The 19052-nt window shown below is 65.1% G+C and carries 18 protein-coding genes; 9 read left to right on the top strand and 9 right to left on the bottom strand.

The window, feature by feature from the left end; genetic code table 11:
- Positions 1 to 65: 65 nt before the first annotated feature.
- Both EAF64_RS05070 and EAF64_RS05065 read right to left on the bottom strand, forming a co-directional pair.
- The gene (locus EAF64_RS05070) at positions 66 to 716 is read right to left on the bottom strand and encodes a hypothetical protein (protein WP_129067860.1); all 651 of its coding nucleotides are present in this window, start codon (positions 714 to 716) and stop codon (positions 66 to 68) included.
- A gap of 243 nt (positions 717 to 959) precedes the next feature.
- Positions 960 to 1253, bottom strand: a complete 294-nt coding sequence (locus tag EAF64_RS05065; RefSeq protein WP_129067859.1) for a hypothetical protein — start codon at positions 1251 to 1253, stop codon at positions 960 to 962.
- Positions 1254 to 1545: 292 nt separating this feature from the next.
- Here EAF64_RS05065 and EAF64_RS05060 point away from each other — a divergent pair, with 292 nt between their 5' ends.
- Positions 1546 to 2799: an RNA-guided endonuclease InsQ/TnpB family protein gene (locus tag EAF64_RS05060; protein ID WP_129067858.1), complete on the top strand. Its 1254-nt coding sequence runs from the start codon at positions 1546 to 1548 to the stop codon at positions 2797 to 2799.
- 45 nt (positions 2800 to 2844) lie between these two features.
- Here EAF64_RS05060 and purQ read toward each other — a convergent pair whose 3' ends face one another.
- Both purQ and purS read right to left on the bottom strand, forming a co-directional pair.
- The gene (gene purQ / locus EAF64_RS05055; protein ID WP_129067857.1) at positions 2845 to 3522 is read right to left on the bottom strand and encodes a phosphoribosylformylglycinamidine synthase I; all 678 of its coding nucleotides are present in this window, start codon (positions 3520 to 3522) and stop codon (positions 2845 to 2847) included.
- Between the two features lie 79 nt (positions 3523 to 3601).
- Positions 3602 to 3859: a phosphoribosylformylglycinamidine synthase subunit PurS gene (gene purS / locus EAF64_RS05050; protein ID WP_129067856.1), complete on the bottom strand. Its 258-nt coding sequence runs from the start codon at positions 3857 to 3859 to the stop codon at positions 3602 to 3604.
- A gap of 175 nt (positions 3860 to 4034) precedes the next feature.
- Between purS and EAF64_RS05045 the strand changes: the two genes are divergently transcribed.
- Positions 4035 to 4979, top strand: a complete 945-nt coding sequence (locus EAF64_RS05045; protein ID WP_129067855.1) for a ribonucleoside-diphosphate reductase — start codon at positions 4035 to 4037, stop codon at positions 4977 to 4979.
- Here the strand turns inward: EAF64_RS05045 and EAF64_RS05040 are convergent.
- Positions 4976 to 5635 carry a DUF7504 family protein gene (locus EAF64_RS05040; RefSeq protein WP_129067854.1) on the bottom strand — a complete coding sequence of 220 codons (660 nt, stop codon included), beginning with the start codon at positions 5633 to 5635 and terminating at the stop codon, positions 4976 to 4978. The two genes, EAF64_RS05045 and EAF64_RS05040, sit on opposite strands and share 4 nt — an antisense overlap.
- Complete coding sequence (locus EAF64_RS05035; protein ID WP_129067853.1) at positions 5632 to 6525, bottom strand: GAF domain-containing protein; 894 nt, start codon at positions 6523 to 6525, stop codon at positions 5632 to 5634. The genes EAF64_RS05040 and EAF64_RS05035 overlap by 4 nt, the downstream gene beginning before the upstream one ends.
- Before the next feature lie 280 nt (positions 6526 to 6805).
- Here EAF64_RS05035 and EAF64_RS05030 point away from each other — a divergent pair, with 280 nt between their 5' ends.
- The 3 genes from EAF64_RS05030 (at position 6806) to EAF64_RS05020 (ending at position 9036) form a co-directional block, all read left to right on the top strand.
- On the top strand, positions 6806 to 7201 hold the full coding sequence (locus EAF64_RS05030) for a transposase (RefSeq protein ID WP_227738878.1): 396 nt from the start codon (positions 6806 to 6808) through the stop codon (positions 7199 to 7201).
- A gap of 235 nt (positions 7202 to 7436) precedes the next feature.
- Positions 7437 to 8420 carry a formyltetrahydrofolate deformylase gene (locus EAF64_RS05025; RefSeq protein ID WP_129067852.1) on the top strand — a complete coding sequence of 328 codons (984 nt, stop codon included), beginning with the start codon at positions 7437 to 7439 and terminating at the stop codon, positions 8418 to 8420.
- Between the two features lie 262 nt (positions 8421 to 8682).
- Entirely contained in the window at positions 8683 to 9036 is a 354-nt protein-coding gene (locus EAF64_RS05020) for a hypothetical protein (protein ID WP_129067851.1), read from the top strand.
- Here the strand turns inward: EAF64_RS05020 and EAF64_RS05015 are convergent.
- Positions 9033 to 10052, bottom strand: coding sequence for a phosphoribosylaminoimidazolesuccinocarboxamide synthase (locus tag EAF64_RS05015; protein WP_129067850.1), 1020 nt, complete (start codon positions 10050 to 10052; stop codon positions 9033 to 9035). The genes EAF64_RS05020 and EAF64_RS05015 overlap by 4 nt on opposite strands.
- 231 nt (positions 10053 to 10283) lie before the next feature.
- Between EAF64_RS05015 and EAF64_RS05010 the strand changes: the two genes are divergently transcribed.
- From EAF64_RS05010 to EAF64_RS04995, 4 genes are all read left to right on the top strand, one after another.
- Positions 10284 to 12083, top strand: a complete 1800-nt coding sequence (locus EAF64_RS05010; protein ID WP_129067849.1) for a sensor histidine kinase — start codon at positions 10284 to 10286, stop codon at positions 12081 to 12083.
- Positions 12084 to 12341: 258 nt separating this feature from the next.
- Positions 12342 to 12971, top strand: a complete 630-nt coding sequence (locus EAF64_RS05005; protein WP_129067848.1) for a hypothetical protein — start codon at positions 12342 to 12344, stop codon at positions 12969 to 12971.
- Between the two features lie 313 nt (positions 12972 to 13284).
- The gene (gene cofH, locus EAF64_RS05000; protein ID WP_129067847.1) at positions 13285 to 14640 is read left to right on the top strand and encodes a 7,8-didemethyl-8-hydroxy-5-deazariboflavin synthase subunit CofH; all 1356 of its coding nucleotides are present in this window, start codon (positions 13285 to 13287) and stop codon (positions 14638 to 14640) included.
- A gap of 283 nt (positions 14641 to 14923) precedes the next feature.
- Positions 14924 to 15622 (top strand): helix-turn-helix domain-containing protein, encoded by a 699-nt coding sequence (locus EAF64_RS04995; RefSeq protein ID WP_129067846.1) that lies wholly within the window; start codon positions 14924 to 14926, stop codon positions 15620 to 15622.
- A gap of 20 nt (positions 15623 to 15642) precedes the next feature.
- On the opposite strand, the gene EAF64_RS04990 is transcribed toward EAF64_RS04995, so the two are convergent.
- Together EAF64_RS04990 and cofG are read right to left on the bottom strand one after the other, a co-directional pair.
- A complete protein-coding gene (locus EAF64_RS04990; RefSeq protein ID WP_129067845.1) occupies positions 15643 to 17805 on the bottom strand; it encodes a histidine kinase N-terminal 7TM domain-containing protein in 2163 nt (720 codons plus the stop codon).
- A gap of 128 nt (positions 17806 to 17933) precedes the next feature.
- Positions 17934 to 19049, bottom strand: a complete 1116-nt coding sequence (cofG, locus tag EAF64_RS04985; RefSeq protein WP_129067844.1) for a 7,8-didemethyl-8-hydroxy-5-deazariboflavin synthase subunit CofG — start codon at positions 19047 to 19049, stop codon at positions 17934 to 17936.
- Between the last annotated feature and the right edge of the window lie 3 nt (positions 19050 to 19052).

Raw genomic sequence — 19052 nt, 5'->3', positions numbered from 1 at the left:
AAGACGTTCGCTTCGAGTGATAAAAACGCTTCCGAACCCGCGAACGGCGCCGACCCGCGCTCCAGTTAGATGCCGCCTTCGGGCTGGCTGCCGCCGGAGGAGCCACGACCCAGCAGGCCCCCGATCTTCGCTTTGAGTTCGTCGTCGTCGTAGTGGCGCAGCAGTGCCCAGGTGGCGATCTGCACGACGACGCCGACGGCGATCAGCGCGGCGGTCCAGCTCGGGGGTGTCGGCACGGAGAGGTTCGCCAGCGGGTCGACGATGGCACTGGCGTCCAGGCCGGCCCAGATCAGCACCGCACCCCAGGCCGCGCTGACGAACACGACGACGACCTTCTGGAGGATCACCGCGAGGACCGCGCCGATGACCGGCCCGGCGAGGATCACGGGGTCGAGCAGGTTCGTCAGCGGGTTCATCGAAGTTCCCGTCAGCGCCAGCGCCGCGCCGAACCCCGTCACTGCGCCCGGGACGACGAGCATGACGAGGTACACCTTGTTAGCGACGGCGAGGCCCACGAATCCGAGCAGGAGGATCACGGCGATGGTGGGGATCGGTCCCAGACTGGCGGTACTGCCCGCGAAAAAGCCCGCGCCGCCGCCGAGCAGGAACCCGAACAGCTTCAGTCCGGTCCGGTAGAAGAAGACGCCGCCGACGGTCAGCGCGATTCCGACGAGCAACAGGACGGCTGTGAGTACGATGTTCGACACCTGAATCACCTATCGGACACGTCGGTCAGCCGACGGATAAGTGTGCTGGGCGGAGGCCGAACGGGGAGTACAACGACCCGTGAGGCGGCGGGCGAGCGGGGAGTACAACGACCCGTGAGGCGGCGGGCGAGCGGGGAGTACAACGACCCGTGAGGCGGCGGGCGAGCGGGGAGTACAACGACCCGTGAGGCGGCGGGCGAACGGGGAAGAAGGAGCCACGACGCCGGGCGAGCGTGTAAAAAGGCCAGCGACCTACAGCGTGTCGTCGCGGTCGTGTTTCTCCGTCATCCGTTCGACCTCGCTGGCGTACCGCTCCCGGGTCTCCGGGTCGTCGACGGTCCCGAGGTTGTCGGCGTCGACGTCCAGCGACACCTGGGTCGCCCGGCCGGGGCCGGTGAAACTCGGGAGCGCCCGCTCTTTCCGGTAGTCCCGCCGGCCGTCCGGCGTGGCGTAGGTCAGGATGATCATGTTCTGCTCGTCGTCGCCGTAGGTGCGTTCGACCAGCCAGACGCGCTCGGTCTCGACGGCCTCGTCTGTCGTCGCCATACACGAAGATAGGGGCCAGCGAAATTTCAGTCTGCCGTGGATTCCCGGAAGAAGAAAACGAACGCCGGACTTTCGGACGCCGGGAGCACCTATCTTGATACAGCGAGAGAATCCCGCCCTTCCCGTGAGTGACGAGTGTTCAGACTGGTCGGAACCGAGGAGCGAACAGGGCGGGCGTGAATCGCGTAAGCTCAGATACGTCTCCGCGGGGTAACAGCCGGGCCGGATATTCTATGTTCACTTTCACCCCGGTTGGCCACCACTTATCAATTCCACACACAACAGGCTATGTATGGCGAATCAGGTCACTCGCACCCACGTTGCATCCATTCGCAACCACCAGCAGGTGTGCGACGATCTTGATTCGCTCGGGTTCGCTGCCTCGAAACTCTGGAACGTCGCTCGATGGACGTGTGACCGGATTTGGGATGAAACCGGTACGATACCAAACGACGGCGTTCTCAAAGCGTACCTCAAGAATCACGAACGCTACGCGGATTTGAACGCACAATCCAGTCAGGCAATTCTCGAAGAATTGGTTGAAGCGTTCGACTCGTGGTACACGCTCCGTGGGAACGGTGACGAGAATGCGAACCCACCCGGCTACCGCAAACATGGCGACGAGCATCCACGCTCGACAGTCACGTTCAAAGAGGATGGATTCAAGCACGACTCCGACCACAACCAGATTCGACTCTCGAAGGGGCGAAACCTGAAAGACGGACGGCAGGATTTCATCCTCTGTGAGTACGACGCTGACCCAGATGTGGCCATCAAGAACGTCCAACAGGTCCGAACAGTCTGGACTGACACCGAGTGGGAGTTGCACATCGTGTGCAACGTCGAGATTGACGACCCGGACCCACCGGGCGACCGGGTAGCAGGTATTGACCTCGGTATCTGTAATTTCGCCGCTGTTGCGGTTGGCGACGATGCTCTGCTGTATCCCGGTGGCGCACTCAAAGAGGATGAATACTACTTCCAGAAGGAGCGGGCGAAGTGCGACGATAGTGACTCACAGAAGGCACGGCGACTGGACCGGAAGCGAGACGAGCGCCGGACACACTTCTTCCACGCCGTCTCGAAGGATATAGTAGCCGAGTGCGCCGCACGTAACGTCGGGAAAATTGCCGTAGGCGACTTGACTGGTATCCGCGAGGACGCCGACTGGGGCGACCACGGCAACCTCGACTTGCATGGGTGGGCGTTCGATAGGTTCACCGAGATGCTGGAATACAAAGCCGCTGAACACGGTATCAGCGTCGAGCGTGTAGATGAGCGTGACACGTCCACGTCTTGCGCGTCCTGTGGAACGACCGAGGGCAGCCACCGTGTTGAACGTGGGCTGTACGTCTGTGAGGAGTGTGGACTGGTCGCCAATGCCGAGGTAAACGGGGCCGAAAACATTCGACAGAAGGTACTCCCGACTCTCGCCTGTGATGGGGGAGATAGGGATAACGGCTGGATGGCACAGCCAGCGGTGCGCCTGTTCGACAAATCCACGGGGCGAGTTGCCCCACAAGAACAGGTGCGCCGCAAATCATAATATCCCAACGCTTGGGAAACCGCGCCGTTTACCGCGCGGAGGATGTCATTCGGCGAAGCCTTCCAGCACGCCCTGGCCGTCCGTGGGACCGATGTCGGGTAGTGCGGCTCGTTCGGGGTGGGGCATCAACACGGCGACGGAATCGCGTTCGCCCAGCACGCCGGCGACGTTGTGTTTCGACCCGTTGGGGTTTGCGTCCTCGGTGACCTCGCCCTCGGCGTCACAGTACCGGAAGAGGACTCGATCGGCGCGTTCGAGTTCGTCCAGCCGTTCGTCGGTGACCTCGAAGCGTCCCTCGCCGTGGGCGATGGGGAGTTCGACGACCTCGCCCTCCTCGTAGGCGGCGGTCCAGGGGGTGTCGGCGTTCTCGACGCGGAGGTGGACGTGTTCACACTGGAAGCGGGCGCTCCGGTTGGTGGTGAACGCGCCGGGGGTGAGGCCGGACTCGGAGCCGATCTGTGCGCCGTTACAGACGCCCAGGACGGGCGTTCCGTCCTCGGCGGCGTCCCGTACTTCATCGACGATGGGCGAGCGGGCGGCCATCGCGCCGGCCCGCAGGTAGTCGCCGTAGGAGAAGCCGCCGGGGAAGACGACGCCGCTTGTGTCCTCGGGGAGGCCGTCCTCGTGCCAGACGAGTTCGGCGTCGACGCCGATCTCCGCGAGCGCCTGCACGGCGTCGCGGTCGCAGTTCGACCCGCCGAACTGGACGACTGAAACGGTCACGCGAGCCACCTCTTGATGGCGAGTGTGACCAGGGAACGGGCGGCGAGCGTCCGCCGGACGTGAGCGGGAGTGAGTGAGGTCATGCGTCCCGTTCGGCGACCTCGATCTCGTAGTCGTGGATGGTCGGGTTCGCGAGCAACCGTTCGGCCATTTCGTCGGCGCGTTCGGCGGCCGCGTCGGCGTCGCTCGCGTCCACGTCGATCTCGAACTGGTCGGCCGACCGGAGGTCCTCCAGGTCGAAGCCGAGCCGTTCGAGCTGGCGCTGTGTCGTCTCGGCCTCCGGATCGAGCACCCCGCGTTTCAGCCGGACCGTCACGGTCGCGGTGTACGCAGTCATTGTCGGGAGTGCCGTGACCACCGACGTTAACGCTTGTTATCTCCGCCCGACGACGGAATTCGTTTCTCCGAGAAAGACCGTACAAAAAACTCACCGAGCGTCGGTCTGTTTAAAACATCCTCGTCATTGGGGCACCAGGGTTAACGCCGAGTGTCGTGTGGGCAAGTACCATCCCATGACACAGATCAGGGACACCAGTCGCGACATGCGCATCGATCCGGAGTCGTTCGCCGGGGGGTACTTCCGCAACGCCGTCTACCGGCACTGGGACCCCTACGAGGACATCCCGCAGGAACTGCTCGAACAGGACCGCGAGCGCCTGCTGGCCCACGACGGCGACGAGGAGAAGTTCGAGGCACTGCGGACGACGCTCGCGCTGTTCGGCGCGGGCGAGGAGGCCGTCACGGAGGACCTGATGCCGCTGGGGATGGTTCTGGAGGACATCGACGACCAGATGTTTCTCTCCACGCAGATCTACGAGGAGGCCAAACACACGCAGTTTTTCGACCGCTACTGGCGCGAGGTGATCGATCCCGTCGCCGAACAGGAGGACGCGGCGGTCACCCAGCCCACGGACCAGCGGTACTTCCCCGAGGGCTACGTCGAGCTGTTCGACCGGACCGAAGAAGCGATGGAACGACTCCTGACCGACGACACGCCGGAGAACCGCGCGAAAGCCTACTGCCACTACCACCTCACCGTCGAGTCGGTGCTGGCACAGACCGGCTACTACGGCATCTCCGCGCGGTTCAGCGAGGGTGGTCCGGACGTGTACGACGACGACGTCGACACGCCCGAACTGGAGGGACTGGTCGAGGGAATCAACTACATCCGGAGTGACGAAGGTCGACACGTCGGCTTCGGGATGCACAAGGTCCGGCACCTCATCCACGAGGAGGGTGTCGACGAAGCCGTCGTGCAGGACACGCTCATGGACCTGCTGCCGTTCGTCTCCGAGGCTGTCGAGGCGACGCGGACCGAAGACGTGGATCCGACGCCGCTGGTCGAGTACGCGACCGACAAGGTGCGTCGCCGGATCGACGTACTGACCGAGGAAGCGGCGGAGCTGCCGCCGGTCGAACAGCTGGTGACGCTCGAAGAGGAGCGCAGCGAAGCTTAGAACTCCTGCCAGCCGTCGGGCTGGTCGGGGAGGCCACGGACGCGGAGCCGGTAGTCGCCGTCGTCGGTCCGGCGAACGTCGACGCGACCGTCGAACGTCTGTTCGACCGAACTGATCGTCTGTTCGTCCTGTGCGCTCGGGTCGATCAGGCAGGTCGCCAGCCCGTCTGCCGACCGGACACGGCCGGTGATCGTGTGGAGAAACCGGTAGACCGGCTGGAATTCCTCGGCGTACATCAACAGCGTCGAGATGGAGAACAGCCCGATCCGCACGCGCTCGACACCTTCCGTGTACAGTCCCTCGTACAGCGAGGAGAACTCGATGCCGATGCCGGTCAGATCGCTGGGCGAGCGCACGGTTCGGATGTTCCCGTCGTCGCTGTCACCGCCCGGCGAACCACACTCGATGACGGCCATCCGCGCCCGGTCGAACGTGCCACCGACCCCGGCGTACGCCTCCAGCGTCGCCGTGCCCGTGTCGTCGGCGGCGACCAGAACGAGCCCCTCTTCGGTCAGTCCGCCGGCCGCCAGCATCCGCAGCGCGACCGCTTTCGTCCCGGCGAACGGCGGCCCGGCCACGAGCAGGTTCGTCCCCGGTCGGACCGGCTCGATCGGCAATCCCTCGAACTGATAGCGCCGCTGCGCGTCCTGACTCATCGGTCGTCGCCCCCCGTCCGAGCCGCCTGCAACTGTCGTCTGAGATCGAGTTGCTCGGCCGTTTCGTCGGCTAGCAGGCGGACGAAGTGGATCTCCTCGTCGGTGAACGCCCGGGGTTCGGCGTCGGTGAGACAGAAGCTCCCGAGGGCCGCGCCGTCGGGACCGTGGAGCGGTGCCCCGACGTACGAGCGGATGTCCAGTCGATCCAGCGCGTCGTTGTGTTTGAACCGGTCGTCCTCGTGGGCGTCCTCGACGACGAGTACGTCGGGTTCGAGGATCGCGTGGGTACACATGGTGTTCTCCCGCTCTAGCGGGTCGAGATCCGCCCCTTGACAGGAGACGAACCGCTCCTCGTGTTCGCCGACGACGCCGACGAACACCTTGTCAACGTCGATGAAGTGGGACGCCAGTTTCGTCAGCCGGTCGAGCGTCTCCTGGGTCGCCAGGTCGTCCACGTCGTACTTTTCCAGTGCCGCCAGCCGTGCGTCCTCGTCGTCGGGGAGGGGATACCCGACCTGCGTCCGGCGAGTGACGAGCTCGTCGACCAACTCCCGCAGCCGCTCGTGTGCATTCGGCGTCTCGCTGGGGAGATACTCCGCGACCAACCCCTCGAAGGCCGCCGTGTCGATCTCGCTCGTCGCCGCGTCGGTAAAGAGGATACAGGGCGTGTCGGGCGCCGCCTCCCGAACCGTCGAAAACAGCTCGAGTCCGGTCCCGTCGGGGAGCTTGTACGCCGTGACGACGCAGTCGACCGCCGTCGTCCCGATCGTCTCCGTCGCCGCGTCGAGAGTTGCGGCCTCGTGCACGTCGAGCCCGGCCGAGGACAGCCTCTTCGCTGTGGCCGTCCGGCCCGACTCGTCGCCGTCGGCGTACAGCACAGTGACCGGCATGCTCGACTCGTCGGGTGTAACCACCCCACGTACAAATGTCTATCTTGATTCCGCGAGAGAATCCCACCCTTCCCGTGAGCGAGGAGCGTTCCGACACTTGCTGTCGGAACGGAGGAGCGAACTGGGCGGGAGTGAATCGCGTAAGCTTCGGGAAGATGCCGCCACCGTTCCTGCTGGCTGGATATTCTACGCCGGCTCACCGTCATGAAGTTACTATACTGTCATTGGCTATGTGTAGTGGATCTAGTTACGACACGCACCATTACGTCGTCACTCACCAATGAAGAACGTCCGCGCGCATGAAGACTGGGGCCGCCACGGGGACAAACGCCTCCACGACTGGGCGTTTGAAACCATTCTGAATCACATCGAGTCCAAGGCTGAACAACGTGGGATTGAGGTAGAGCGTGTTGATGAGTACGAGTTGGCCACGTCGATCACCTGCTGTGAGTGTGGTAGGAAAGCCGATTCGAACCGCGTTGAGCGTGGTCTGTACGTCTGTGAGAACCGCGAACTGGTCGCTAATAGTGACCTGAACGCGGCCGAGAATATGCGTGCGACGGTAACGCCGAGTCCCTCTGTGGATAGGAGTAACGGCTGTCTGTCCCAGCCATCGGTCCGCCTGTTCGATAAATCGACGGGGCGAGTAGCCTCACAAGAACAGGTCCGACCGTAGACCGGCAAATATCCCACCGCTCGGGAAGCCTCGTCGTCGCCGGGCTCCGCCCGGCTGCCTGCGGAGCTTCGCTCCGCTCTGTTCACGACGGGGAGGCGGTCACGGCAGTCCTCACGCTCCCGAGACGACGATTGTGTACCTGGACCGATAGGACCTCGAAAAACAACTTTTTTCGCCGGGCGTTGCCGAGAGGGACCATGACTGCAGTCGCCGACAGCGCCAGCTGGTGGTCACCGTGAAAAAACACAAACTGACTGAGATTACCGTCGTCGGCGAAGACGACACCGGCCTCATCGCGAACGTCACCTCGCTTCTGTTCGAGCGGGGCATCAACATCGAGGACCTCGACCAGGCCGTCCGGGAGGGCGTCTTCCGGATGACCATGCACGTCGACACCTCCGAGATGGTCTGCACCGAGGAGAAACTCCGGGAGGACGCCGACGAACTGGGCGAGGAACTCGGCGTCGACATCCAGGTGCGGTTCCCCGCCGAGCGCGAGACCCAGACCATGGCCGTCCTCGTGACCAAGGAGTCACACTGTCTGGAGGCCATCTTCGAGTCCTGGGCCAACGGTGACCTGGGCGCGGACGTGAGTGTCGTCATCGGGAACCACCCGGACCTGCGGCCGCTGGCCGAGAAGTACGACGTGCCCTTCCACGACATCGGCGACGAGAAGGGGACGCCCGACGAGGACCACCTGCTCGACCTCCTCCAGGAGTACGAGGCCGACCTCGTGGTACTGGCCCGCTACATGCGCATCCTCAGCCCGGACGTGGTCTTTCGCTACGAGAACAGGATCATCAACGTCCACCCCTCCCTGCTCCCCGCGTTCCCCGGCGCGTCGGCGTACATGCAGGCCATCGAGGAGGGCGTCCGTATCGCGGGCGTCACCGCCCATTACGTCACGACCGACCTTGACCAGGGGCCCATCATCACCCAGCGGGCGTTCAACGTGCCCGACGACGCCAGCGAGGAGGACCTCCAGCGGATCGGCCAGCCGCTGGAAGCCGAGGCGCTCATCGAGGCGATCAAACTCCACCTCAACGACGCCGTCTCGGTCCACCGCGGCCGGACGAAGCTCCGCGACGACCTCGACACCGACGACGTGCAACTTGGATCCCCGGAGGTGCTCGACGACGCCAACCCCGACCGGCCTATCGACGGGCTCGGCGAGGTCGTGGCGAATCGCGGCGGGGAGGAGAGCGAGGCCGACGATTGAGCGGTAGCGAAAGAGGAGGCCTCGAAATACCGAGCGGGGAGGTACGACCCGCGAGGAGAGCGAGGCCGACGACTGACGGGAGGCGCGACCAGCGGGAGCGTCTCCGTATGCGCGAGCGGCGAAGCCGCGAGCGGGTGGAGTGAGTGAGTCGGCGTCGAAGTGAACGGCGAACCGCCCGACACGGGTACGGACCTACCCCGTAATTAAATACCGGATTTCATCGGGTGCATTTATTAATACCGGAGGTAAAACTACACGGACGATGGTGTCGAACAAATTGACCGAACTGGGGGGTGTCGTCCTCATCTTCGCCGGAATGTTGACCGTGGGCTATCTGACACAGGACGACAGGTTCGGGTTCATCGTCCCGATCCTGTTCGTGATGAACATGGGGGTCGGCATCTCCGGGATGGGACTGCTGGCACTCTCGAAACCGAAACTCGCGCCAGTCGGGGGCGTCGTCGCGATGGCGCTGTCGGTCACGACGTTCTACGTGATCTGGAGCGCACCGTTGTGGATCGTTCCGACGGCGATCGGTGGGGTCCTCTGTATCGTCGGTCCGGCCTCCGCACGATTCCTCCGGCCGCGGCCCTCGGGGTCCGGCTCGGGCTCCTAGAGGCGCTGGACGGCCTCGACGGCTTCGGAGAGCGGCGGTGCGTCGAACAGCTCCCGTCCGATGTAGGCGTTCGTCCCGGCCGTGTAGAGGTCCCTGGCGGCGTCGACGACGTGGTCCGGGAGGGGCTTGGGCTCGTGGTCACAGAGTGCCTTCCAGTCGGCCACGTCCTCGGCTTTGGCCTGGTCTTTGGCCGCCGACACGGCCTCGACCCACTCGGACTGGGTTCGCTTGTGGTACTGTCGGATGACTTCCTTCGAGACTTCTTGGCCGTCGTAGGAGAAGCGGTTCTCGTCGAAGGTGCCGACGACGTCGGCGACCCGGACCTCGCCGTCGAAGTGGAAACACTCGATCTTGCCGTCCTCGTGGACCAGGCCGACTTCGTCGGCGCGCTCGGTGACGACTTCGTTCACGTCGAGGGCGAGGGCTTCCAGGTCGTCGACGTCGACCGGGCCGGCGATCCGGTCGGCTTCCTGGCGGTCGAGGTAGCGGTCGGACGTCTCCAGTTTCGTCGAGAACTCCACGACCGGGTCGGAGAGGTCCACGACCTCGTCGGGCCACTCCTCGAAGTCGAGGCCGAAGTCGCCGGGGTCGGCGCGGGACCGCAGGCTCGACCCGACGGGGACGGTGTTGCGGAAGACGATCTCCAGGGGGATCAGGTGGTTCTCGCCCGCCTCGGCGTAGTAGGCGTCGTAGTCGTACTCGCGGCCGTCGTGGGGCAGGTCCGGGACCTGCGTGAGTTCGATAGCCATCTCGCGGGGCGGGTCGGCGACCGCGGCGAGTTCGACTGCCTCGCCGCCGCTGACGACGCCCTCGTAGTGAGTGGGGATGTCAGCGGCTTCGAGCAACTCGAAGTTGTACGCGCCCATCGCACAGAGGCTGGCCCCCTTGTTCGGGATGTCGTCGGGCATCTTCCCCCAGTCGAACACGGAGTAGTCGTCGGTGAACACGAACGCGCCCCGGCCGAGTTCGGCGGCCGTGGCCGCCTGGTCGACGCGGAAGTCCTTGACGCTCGTCATCGGTTCCACCCCGTCGGTCCGCGGCCGATCACGGGCGTGGCTGGTACAGCAGTCATCGTCCGAAGGTCCCCGCGGCGTCACTAAGGGGTTACTATCGCCGACTTTGCGGGTCCGACCGACGCCGACCCGCCGACGAGCCCCCGTGATTGCACGGGCTTTCCGTGTGGAATCAAAACTGAAAATTCGGGGCGAACCTACAAGTTGGTTTGTAGCCGATGGTCGATAGCACGGATGCTGGCGAACGCGCTGTGGGCGGGTTGGTACCTGTTCAGTACGGTGGTGATGGCGGCTTTCGCGTACGTGTACTGGACGAACCGGAACGTCCGGGGACTGGAGTACCTGCTCGCCGCCGCGGTGCTGGGCAGTCTGCAGTCGCTTTTGTACCTGCTCTCGCTGGTCGCGCCGACGGTGACGACGAAGGTGATCTTCTGGAAGCTGTTCGGCGTCCTCGCGGCGGTCGTCGTCTTCCTCTGGTACCTGTTCGTGGTCGCCTGGACCGAACGGGCGGTGCTGGCTCGTCGCCCGACGCTCGCGCTGGCCGGCGGCCCGCTGGCGGTCAGCGTCGGTCTGCTCGTGACCAACACCGCGCCGGCGGTGCCGGGACTGCACTCGCTGTACTGGTCGTCGGCGTCGGTCACGACTACGGACGCGTTCCTCTCGCCCATCGTCTTCACGACCGGGCCGGCCGCGATCGTTCAGAGTCTCTACTCGCTGGGCCTGCTGGTCGCCAGCGTCGGCCTGCTGGTCGCCTTCACGCTCCGTTCGGAGCAGCGACTCTACCGCTGGCGCAACACGATGCTGGTCCTGGGTGGCGCGGCCGGCCTCCTCTTCGCCGTCGGCTTCGCCTTCCTCGACCTCCCCTACGAACCCCATCCGCTGGTGTACGTCCTGGTCAACAGCTTCGTCGTCCTCGGCGTGGTCCGCTTCGGCAACTACGACGTGGTCTCCCTACCCGAGAACAGCCTCATCGAGGCCATCGACGGCGCCATCCTCGTCTACAGCGTCGACGGGACCGTCATCGAGTTGAACGAGGCGGCGAAACTCGTCCTCGGCCTGACCGACGAAGCCGTCGGCCGCGGTATCGTCGGCGTGGTCGAACTCTCCGAGTCGTTGCCGAGCGTTCGCGGCGGCGCGGCCGGCACCGCGGCCTCGGCCGCGGGCGTCGCCGACTTGCTCGACGGCCACGAGTTCACGACCGCCATCAACGGCGTCTCCCGCACCTTCGTCGTCCGGGTGTCCAGCCTCGACGACGACGGCGAGCACCTCGGCTGGACGGTGCTGTGTTACGACGTGACCGACCTCCGGCAGAAACAGCAGGAACTCGACCTGCTCAAGCAGGTCCTCTCCCGCGTCCTCCGGCACAACGTCCGCAACGACCTCTCGGTGGTCAAGGCCAACGCCCAGATGCTCGCCGAGGAGACCTCCGGCCTGCAGGCCGAACGGCTCCAGACGATCATGGACAAGAGCGACAACCTGCTCGACGCCAGCGAGAAGGCCCGCACCGTCGAGAAACTCCTCTCGGGCGAGCGCACCCGCAGCGAGTTCGACGTCGTAGAGATGGCCACCGACGCCATCGAGACCACCCGCCGGGAGTTCCCCGACGTCTCCTTCGAGACCGACCTCCCCGACACCTGTCCCGTCCACGCCCACTGGGCCGTGTCCCACGCCGTCGAGAACGTGATCGAGAACGCCGCGATGCACAACGACTCCGAAGACCCACAGGTCGTCGTCACCGCCGACTGCGGCGACGACCACGCGACCATCCGCGTCGCCGACAACGGCCCCGGCATCCCCTACAAGGAGATCGAAGTCCTCGAACGCCGCGAGGAGACCGCCCTCGAACACGGCTCCAGCATCGGCCTCTGGTTGGTCGACTGGATCGTCGACCTCTCGCAGGGCGACATCGAGTTCGAGAACACCGACCGGGGCTGTACCGTCACCGTCGAACTGGAGGCCGCCATCCCCGAAACCGACGTTGACGACGAGGAGGCGACCGACCTGAATCTCGGGATCGGGGCCGACGACGACTAGCCACCTTTTTTCCGCTCGGGTGGCCTGCGGCCACCACTCGCGGCAAAAACGTGGGCGAAAAAGGCTGAATCCCGGCCTTCGGCCTCGATTCAGTGAACCGCGCTCGCTTCGCTCGCGCGGATGCTAGTTTCAGCGCGAATAGTGGACAACTGCCGATAGATTTGGACTGCCTATCAATCACCAACTTCTAAGTATGTTAGCCGACGGCAGGGTAGAGTCAATCAGAAGACATTTACTATATTGATATCGATCCGATATATGTACTATTTCGGTCGCCGTCCCCGTCTATCGCTATCCGTTCTTGGAACCACATCCATCCTAACCGAATATCTCCTCAGCGGAGAGCTTTTCCACGGGTATTCACTGTCGGTCAATGCCGTCCTCCTTCATGCCGGAGTATTTTCACTGCTTCTGCCAGGGACGATGACACTGTGTGTAAAGACATCTCTACGTTCTGATCTCTGTGGAGTTGTGTCTGCACTCCTCACGCTCGCCGTTCTGTATCCACTCGCGGTGGGGTTCATCTGGTACGATCTTGTGGTTACGCTCCCGCCATACAATGCTGGCAATCCAACTCTCGTGGGCATGGCCCGTAACCGACTGACGTTCGTGCTTGGACTTGCCCCGATCACAGCAGGCGTGATCTCCGGTGCATACGTGGCAACACCCCGGGAAAAGCGGTCACTTGCGGTCCCAATACTCGCCTGCGCACTGGTCATCGGCGGCCCCGCGCTGGGCTATTGGCTGGCCGTTCAGAGTGGAGCGCATGGCGGGTTTGCGATGCTCCTGTTCGTCCTCCTCGCACTGGGTGCCGGGCTTGGATCACTGCCACTCGCGGTCTTCACAAAACTCGAATATGACGCTTTCAGTGACGAACAGGAGTCGTAATCGAACGAAACTCATGCTCTCCCCCTTGTTGGATTGAAGCTCTCGGTCAGAACAAAGACTGCGTACCGTTTGTAGCGTGTCAGAGGAATCCCCACGAAATTCTTGACTCGATCAGTACAGCATCTGTACCGAACACCAGCATCCGCGCGAGCGAAGCGAGCGCGGTTCACCGACTGCGAGGCGAAGCCGAGCAGTCGGCCTTTTTCGCCCACGTTTTTTGCCGCGAGTGGTTCGCGCGAAGCGCGAACACGAGCGGGAAAAAGGTGGAAGGATGGCGCCACGTATATAGGGGTCCCGCCCCTGCCACGAGTCAATGTCTGATGCGGTTACGCCGTCGGTTCCGCGGGGCGAGTTCGATTTCCAGCACCGCCCCGAGACCGACCAGTCGTTCGAGAACGCGCTCGCGAAGGCCCGGGCCGGCGACCGGCTCACCGTCGCGGACGGGATCGAGTTGCTCACGACCGGCACCGACCGGCCGGGCATCGACCGCGAGCGGAAAGAACGCGTCCTCGAAGCCGCCGACCGCCGCCGCGCCGAGGTCGTCGGCGAAGAGGTCACTTTCGTCGCCAACCTCAACAACAACGTCACCACCGCCTGCAACACTGGCTGTCTGTTCTGTAACTTCAAGGACCGCTCCGAGCAGTTTCGGACGAGCAATGGAGCGGATCACGGCGGATTCACCAAGACGCCCGCCGAGTCCCGCGAGATCGTCGCCGACGCCGTCGAACGCGGCATCTACGAGGTGACCTCCGTCTCCGGCCTCCACCCCGCGTTCGCGCTGGACGAGGAACACCGCGAGATCCTGGAGACGAGCGAGCGGGGCGACCTGAACTACCGCCCACCAGCCGAGTACGAGACCGACCCCGGAAACTACGTCGAACAGATCGCGGCGATGAACGTCGGCGGCGTCCACGTCCACTCGATGACGCCCGAGGAGGCCTACCACGCCCGCCGGGGGACCGACTGGTCCTACGAGGAGGTGTTCCGTCGGCTGAAGGCGGCAGGCCTCGATTCGGTGCCGGGGACTGCCGCCGAGATCCTGGTCGACGAGGTGCGGGAAGTCATCTGTCCGGGGAAGATCGGGACCGACGAGTGGCTCGAAGCGATGGAGGCGGCCGCCACCGTCGGCCTCGACACGACGGCGACGATCATGTACGGCCACGTCGAGAACGAGGCCCACCGTGCCCTGCACCTGGACCGTGTCCGAGACCTCCAGGATCGGACTGGAGCCATCACGGAGTTCGTCCCCCTCTCGTTCGTCCACGAGGAGACGCCCCTGGCCGAGCGGGGGATGGTGACCGGCGGCGCGACCACTCACGAGGACGAGTTGATGATCGCCGTCTCGCGGCTCTATCTGGACAACATCGAGCACGTTCAGTCCTCGTGGGTGAAGTACGGCGACGCCCAGGGGCTGAAGATGCTCACCTGTGGGGCCGACGACTTCATGGGGACGATCCTCTCCGAGGAGATCACCAAACGCGCCGGCGGCGGCTTCGGCGAGTGTCGCTCGATCCGGGAGTACGCAGACATGATCGCCGCCATCGGCCGCATCCCCGTCGAACGCTCGACCGACTACGAACACCGACGCCGCGTCGACCCCGGCGCGGACACCCTCGGCCCCAGACTCGGCCCACGGGCCGACGGCACGCCACTCCTCCGGGACCACTGAGGACTTGTCGAGTCCCCGACCGCGAACGGTGGCCGTTCGACCACTACCACTCGTTTATAAGCACATTCCTTCAGGAACGAATGCATATAAATCCACTTTGAATAGGCGGGTCAAAATCCAATATAGGTCCCACTCTATCCGGGAGGTGCGGACGGGCCAATTGGAGTGTACGGCCCAGGAATCCCTGATTCGGTGGCTGTCGCCGCCGATCGATTCCCCATCCCCCCTTCTCCACTTTGCACCGGCAAAAGAAATATCTCACAGTTGGGATAACGATCGGACGATGCGACACGTGACCGTTCGGCTCTCGCTGGAGGCGCCGCAGTTCCACCCGTTCGTGGGGGAGTTGCTCGCCGACCCCGTGGTGTCCGTCCAGCGGGTCCACCGGGCCGATCTCCTCGACGACGGGACCCTCGTCGTCCTCGCGGAGGGGGGCGGTGACCGGGAGCGGTTCGAGGCCATCGTGGCGGCCGCGGACCCAGTCCGGGAGTGCAGTCTCTCGGGGGAGCGCACGTGGTACGCATACCTCTCCATCGAGCCGACGGAGTTCGCACGGACGCTGATGCAGACGCGACGTTCCTCGGACGTGTTCGTCAAGTGGCCCATCAGTATCGTCGATCAGAAGACGGTGGAGGTGACCTACGTCGGGCACGACAGCGGTTTCCGCGAGAAACTCGCGGAGTTGCCCGAGGCCATCGACGTGGAGATCGTCCGAACCGGGACCTCCTATCCCGACGCCGCGCAACTGCTGGAGAAGCTGACCGAGCGACAGCGCGAGATCTTCACGGTCGCCGTCGAACAGGGCTACTACGCGGATCCGCGCCGGGTGACCCACCGGGAACTGGCCGACGAACTGGACTGCTCGGCCGCCAACGTCGGCGAGCACCTCCGGAAGATCGAGGCGACGGTGTTTCGCGAACTCCGCGCGCTGGACGGCACCCCGGAACCCGACGAGGATGGCACGGCGACCTCTTTCGAGTGACCTCGAGAAGAGGGGTGGGACTACGACACGTCGGGGGCCGCCTCCTCCCGCGGGCGGAACTCGAACCGGGCACCGCCGCTGTCGCCGTGTCGCTCGGTCTCCCCGGGTGCCGCCCGTGTGTCGTCGGTCACCGCGGCCGCGCCCTCGACCGCGCTGTCCGTCACCGCCACGTCCCAGCCGTGGGCCTCGGCGATTCCCTTGACGATAGTGAGGCCGAAGCCCGTCCCGTCCGTGTCCGTCGTGAAGCCCGACTCGAAGACGGCCTCGCGCTCGGACTCGGGGATGCCCGGGCCGTCGTCTTCGACGTAGAATCCCCTGCGAGCGCGGTCGGTTCGCTGACCCCTGCTCGCATCGCTGGCGGGAGCGCCGTCGGCGAGTGGACCGACGGTGACAGTCACGTCGGGACCACCGTGTTCCACGGCGTTCCGAAACAGATTCTCGAACAATCGGCGCAGCCGGTCGGGGTCGGCCTCGACGTGGGTGTCGTCGGTCACCGTGAGCGTCGCCCCGTCGGTCCGGACCGTCGCCCACGCCTCGTTGGCGACGGTCGCGACCGATACCGGTTCGGTCTCACCGACGGTCCGTCCCTGTCGAGCGAGTTCCAGCACGTCGGCGATGATCGTCTCCATGCGGTCGTGTGCGGTCTCGACCCGCTCGAAGGCGTCCTCGTCGCCGGTGCGGCGGGCCTCGTCCAGGTAGCCCTCGGCGATCTGGAGGGGGTTCCGGAGGTCGTGAGAGACGACGTTAGCGAAGTCCTCGAGCCGTCCGTTCTGCCGTTCCAGTTCCCGTTCGCGGTGTTTCCGTTCGGTGATATCCCGGGAGTTGACCACGACGCCTCTGACGACGGAGTTCTCCAGCAGGTTCCGTGCGATCCCTTCGAGGACGCGCCACTCGCCGTCGGCGTCCGAGATCCGGAACTCGAAGCGCACGGTGGCCCCGGGCTCGTCGACCAGCGACGCGAACCGCTCGCGGAGTTGTGGTCGGTCGTCGGGGTGGATGTGCTCGGCGACGCGTTCACCGACGATGGTGTCCGGGTCGATCCCCAGCACCGTCTCGTGTGACGGGCTGGCGTAGGTGACCGTCCAGTCCTCGTCGAGCACGGCGATCACGTCCGTCGAGTGCTCGATGAGCTCCTGGTAGCGCTTCTCGACCTGACGGCGTTCGGTCACGTCCCGCAGGAGGAGCAGGCTGCCCAGCCCCTCGTCCGTCTCGGACAGTGCCGAGCGGTTGGCCGCCAGGTAGCGGCGCTCGCCGGCGACCTCGACCGACAGTTCCGTCCCGGTCCCATCGTCACCGTCGAGCAGCGGTTCGATCTCGGGGAGGACGGACCGCACGCCGGACCCGATCACGGTCTCGTCGACTTCCAGGAGCCACTGGGCGGAGGGGTTCAGGTCCACGATCCGCTCGTCGGCGCCGAGGACGACGTACCCCTCGCGCATGTTCTCGACGACGCGTGTCCGGGCGATCGGTTCCAGGTCGAGCAACTGGTAGCGTTTGATCGCGAAGATGAACGCGGCCACGGAGAAGGTGAAGGCGATGGGCGAGAGTTCGACCGTGGCGTGGGGCCCAAGTCCGAGGACGACCCACAGGCTCACGACGATAGGTGCGGCAGCCGCGACGATCAGGGCCGCCATCTGACTCCGGTACAGCGTCGGCGACGTGAGCATGAACCGCCCCAGCAAGGCGACGCCCAGCAGTGCGACGCCGAACGAGACGCTCACGAACAGGTAGTACGCGACCGTCCTCTCGTAGGTCAGGGAGGTGAACGACCCGTGATCGACGACGGCCGGTGCCACCCACATGAACTGGTGCAGGTCGTTCGTGAGCGCGAGGGCCGTCCCGACGCCGAGGACTAGGGTAAGCGACCCGATCACGGGCACCGACAGCAGATCGTCGTGATCGGTGTAGCTGGCGGTGAACACGAACCAGCCGATCACGACGATCGGCGTGCCGACGTAGGTCCACTGCTCGGCCCCGACCATCAGCGAAAACGAGGTGGTCGACACCTGCACCAGCGCAGCGCCCGCCCACACGAGCGTCCCGAGACTGACGACGGCGAGCGAGCCGACACTCGCGTCCCAGCCCCGGCAGTGCGCGTCGTACAGCAGGTACCCGCCGAACACGAGACTGCACAGTACCGTCACTGCGAACGGGATCGTGTACGGCGTGTATTCCCAGGCCATCGTTCGGTGACAGCGACCGCCCGCTGATTGCCTCCAATTTCGACTGGGCAGGGATCAACTTCGCGTTTCGTTTCCGAAGCTGATAACTGGAGATTTCGGGGACGGGAGTCGGAAATATCGAACCAGTATCAATCGGACGATGCACTGGTCGGGTTCCGGCCACGGTCCCGGACGGCCCGGAACCGGTCGCCGGCCGCATCGGGAGCGCCGATCGCCGCGGCGATCCGGTCCGAGAGCCACTCGTCGGTCGCGTAGCGGTCGTACACGGGCAGGCGCTCCCGGAGCGGGACGCCCGCGTGGTCGGCGATCGCCCGGAGTTCGTCCAGCCCGGGCCACTCGTAGTCGGGGTTGACGTGATCGACGGTGACCGGCGACACGCCGCCGAGATCGTCGATTCCGCAGTCGACCACCTCGCGGGCGGGTGCGAGGTTCGGCGGCACCTGCACGCTCACGGACTCGGGCAGGCAGTAGCGGGCCATCGCGACCGCACGGCGGAGCGTGTCGACGGTCGGCGAGCCGCCGCGCCAGCGCTCGTTGTCGACGACCGGCTGGACGATCACCTCCTGGACGTGCCCGTGGCGCTCGTGGAGTTCACGGATCGCGAGCAGTGACTCTGCCCTGTCTTCCCAGCCCTCCCCGATCCCGACGAGGATGCCCGTCGTGAAGGGCACGCCGAGTTCGCCCGCCGTCCGAATGGTGTGGAGTCGCTGGCCCGGGTTCTTCGCGCGCGGGCCGCCGTGGGCCTGTACTTCGGCAGTGGTCTCCAGCATGACGCCCATCGAGGCGTTCAGGTCCGCGACCTCGGCCATCTGCTCTCTGGTCTGGTCGCCGGGATTGGCGTGGGGGAGCAGCCCCGCTTCCAGGGCGATCTCGCAGGCCTCCCGCAGGTACGTGTGGATCGACTCGTGCCCCCACTCCGCGAGCTGGTCGTGTATCCCGTCGTACCGGTCGTCGGGGTCGTCGCCGAAAGTGAACAGCGCCTCCGTACAGCCGGCGTCGGCCCCGCGCCGGACCGTCTCCCGGATCGCTTCGGGACTCATCAGCGTGGCCTGTCCCGGCGGGTCGTAGTAGGTGCAGTACGTGCAGGTGTACCGGCAGGCCGTCGTCAACGGGACGAACACGTTCCGGCAGAAGGAGAGTTCGGGGGCCGGGTCCACGTCCGCGGGCGTCACGTCGAGCAGTCGTTCGACGTCGTCGTCGTTGACGGTCAGGTCGACGCCGTACTCGTCGGTCCCCGGAATCACAGG

Source organism: Halorientalis pallida, assembly GCF_004118325.1.
GTDB classification, from domain to species: Archaea; Halobacteriota; Halobacteria; order Halobacteriales; family Haloarculaceae; genus Halorientalis; species Halorientalis pallida.
This window is presented reverse-complemented; position numbering and strand designations above follow the sequence as displayed.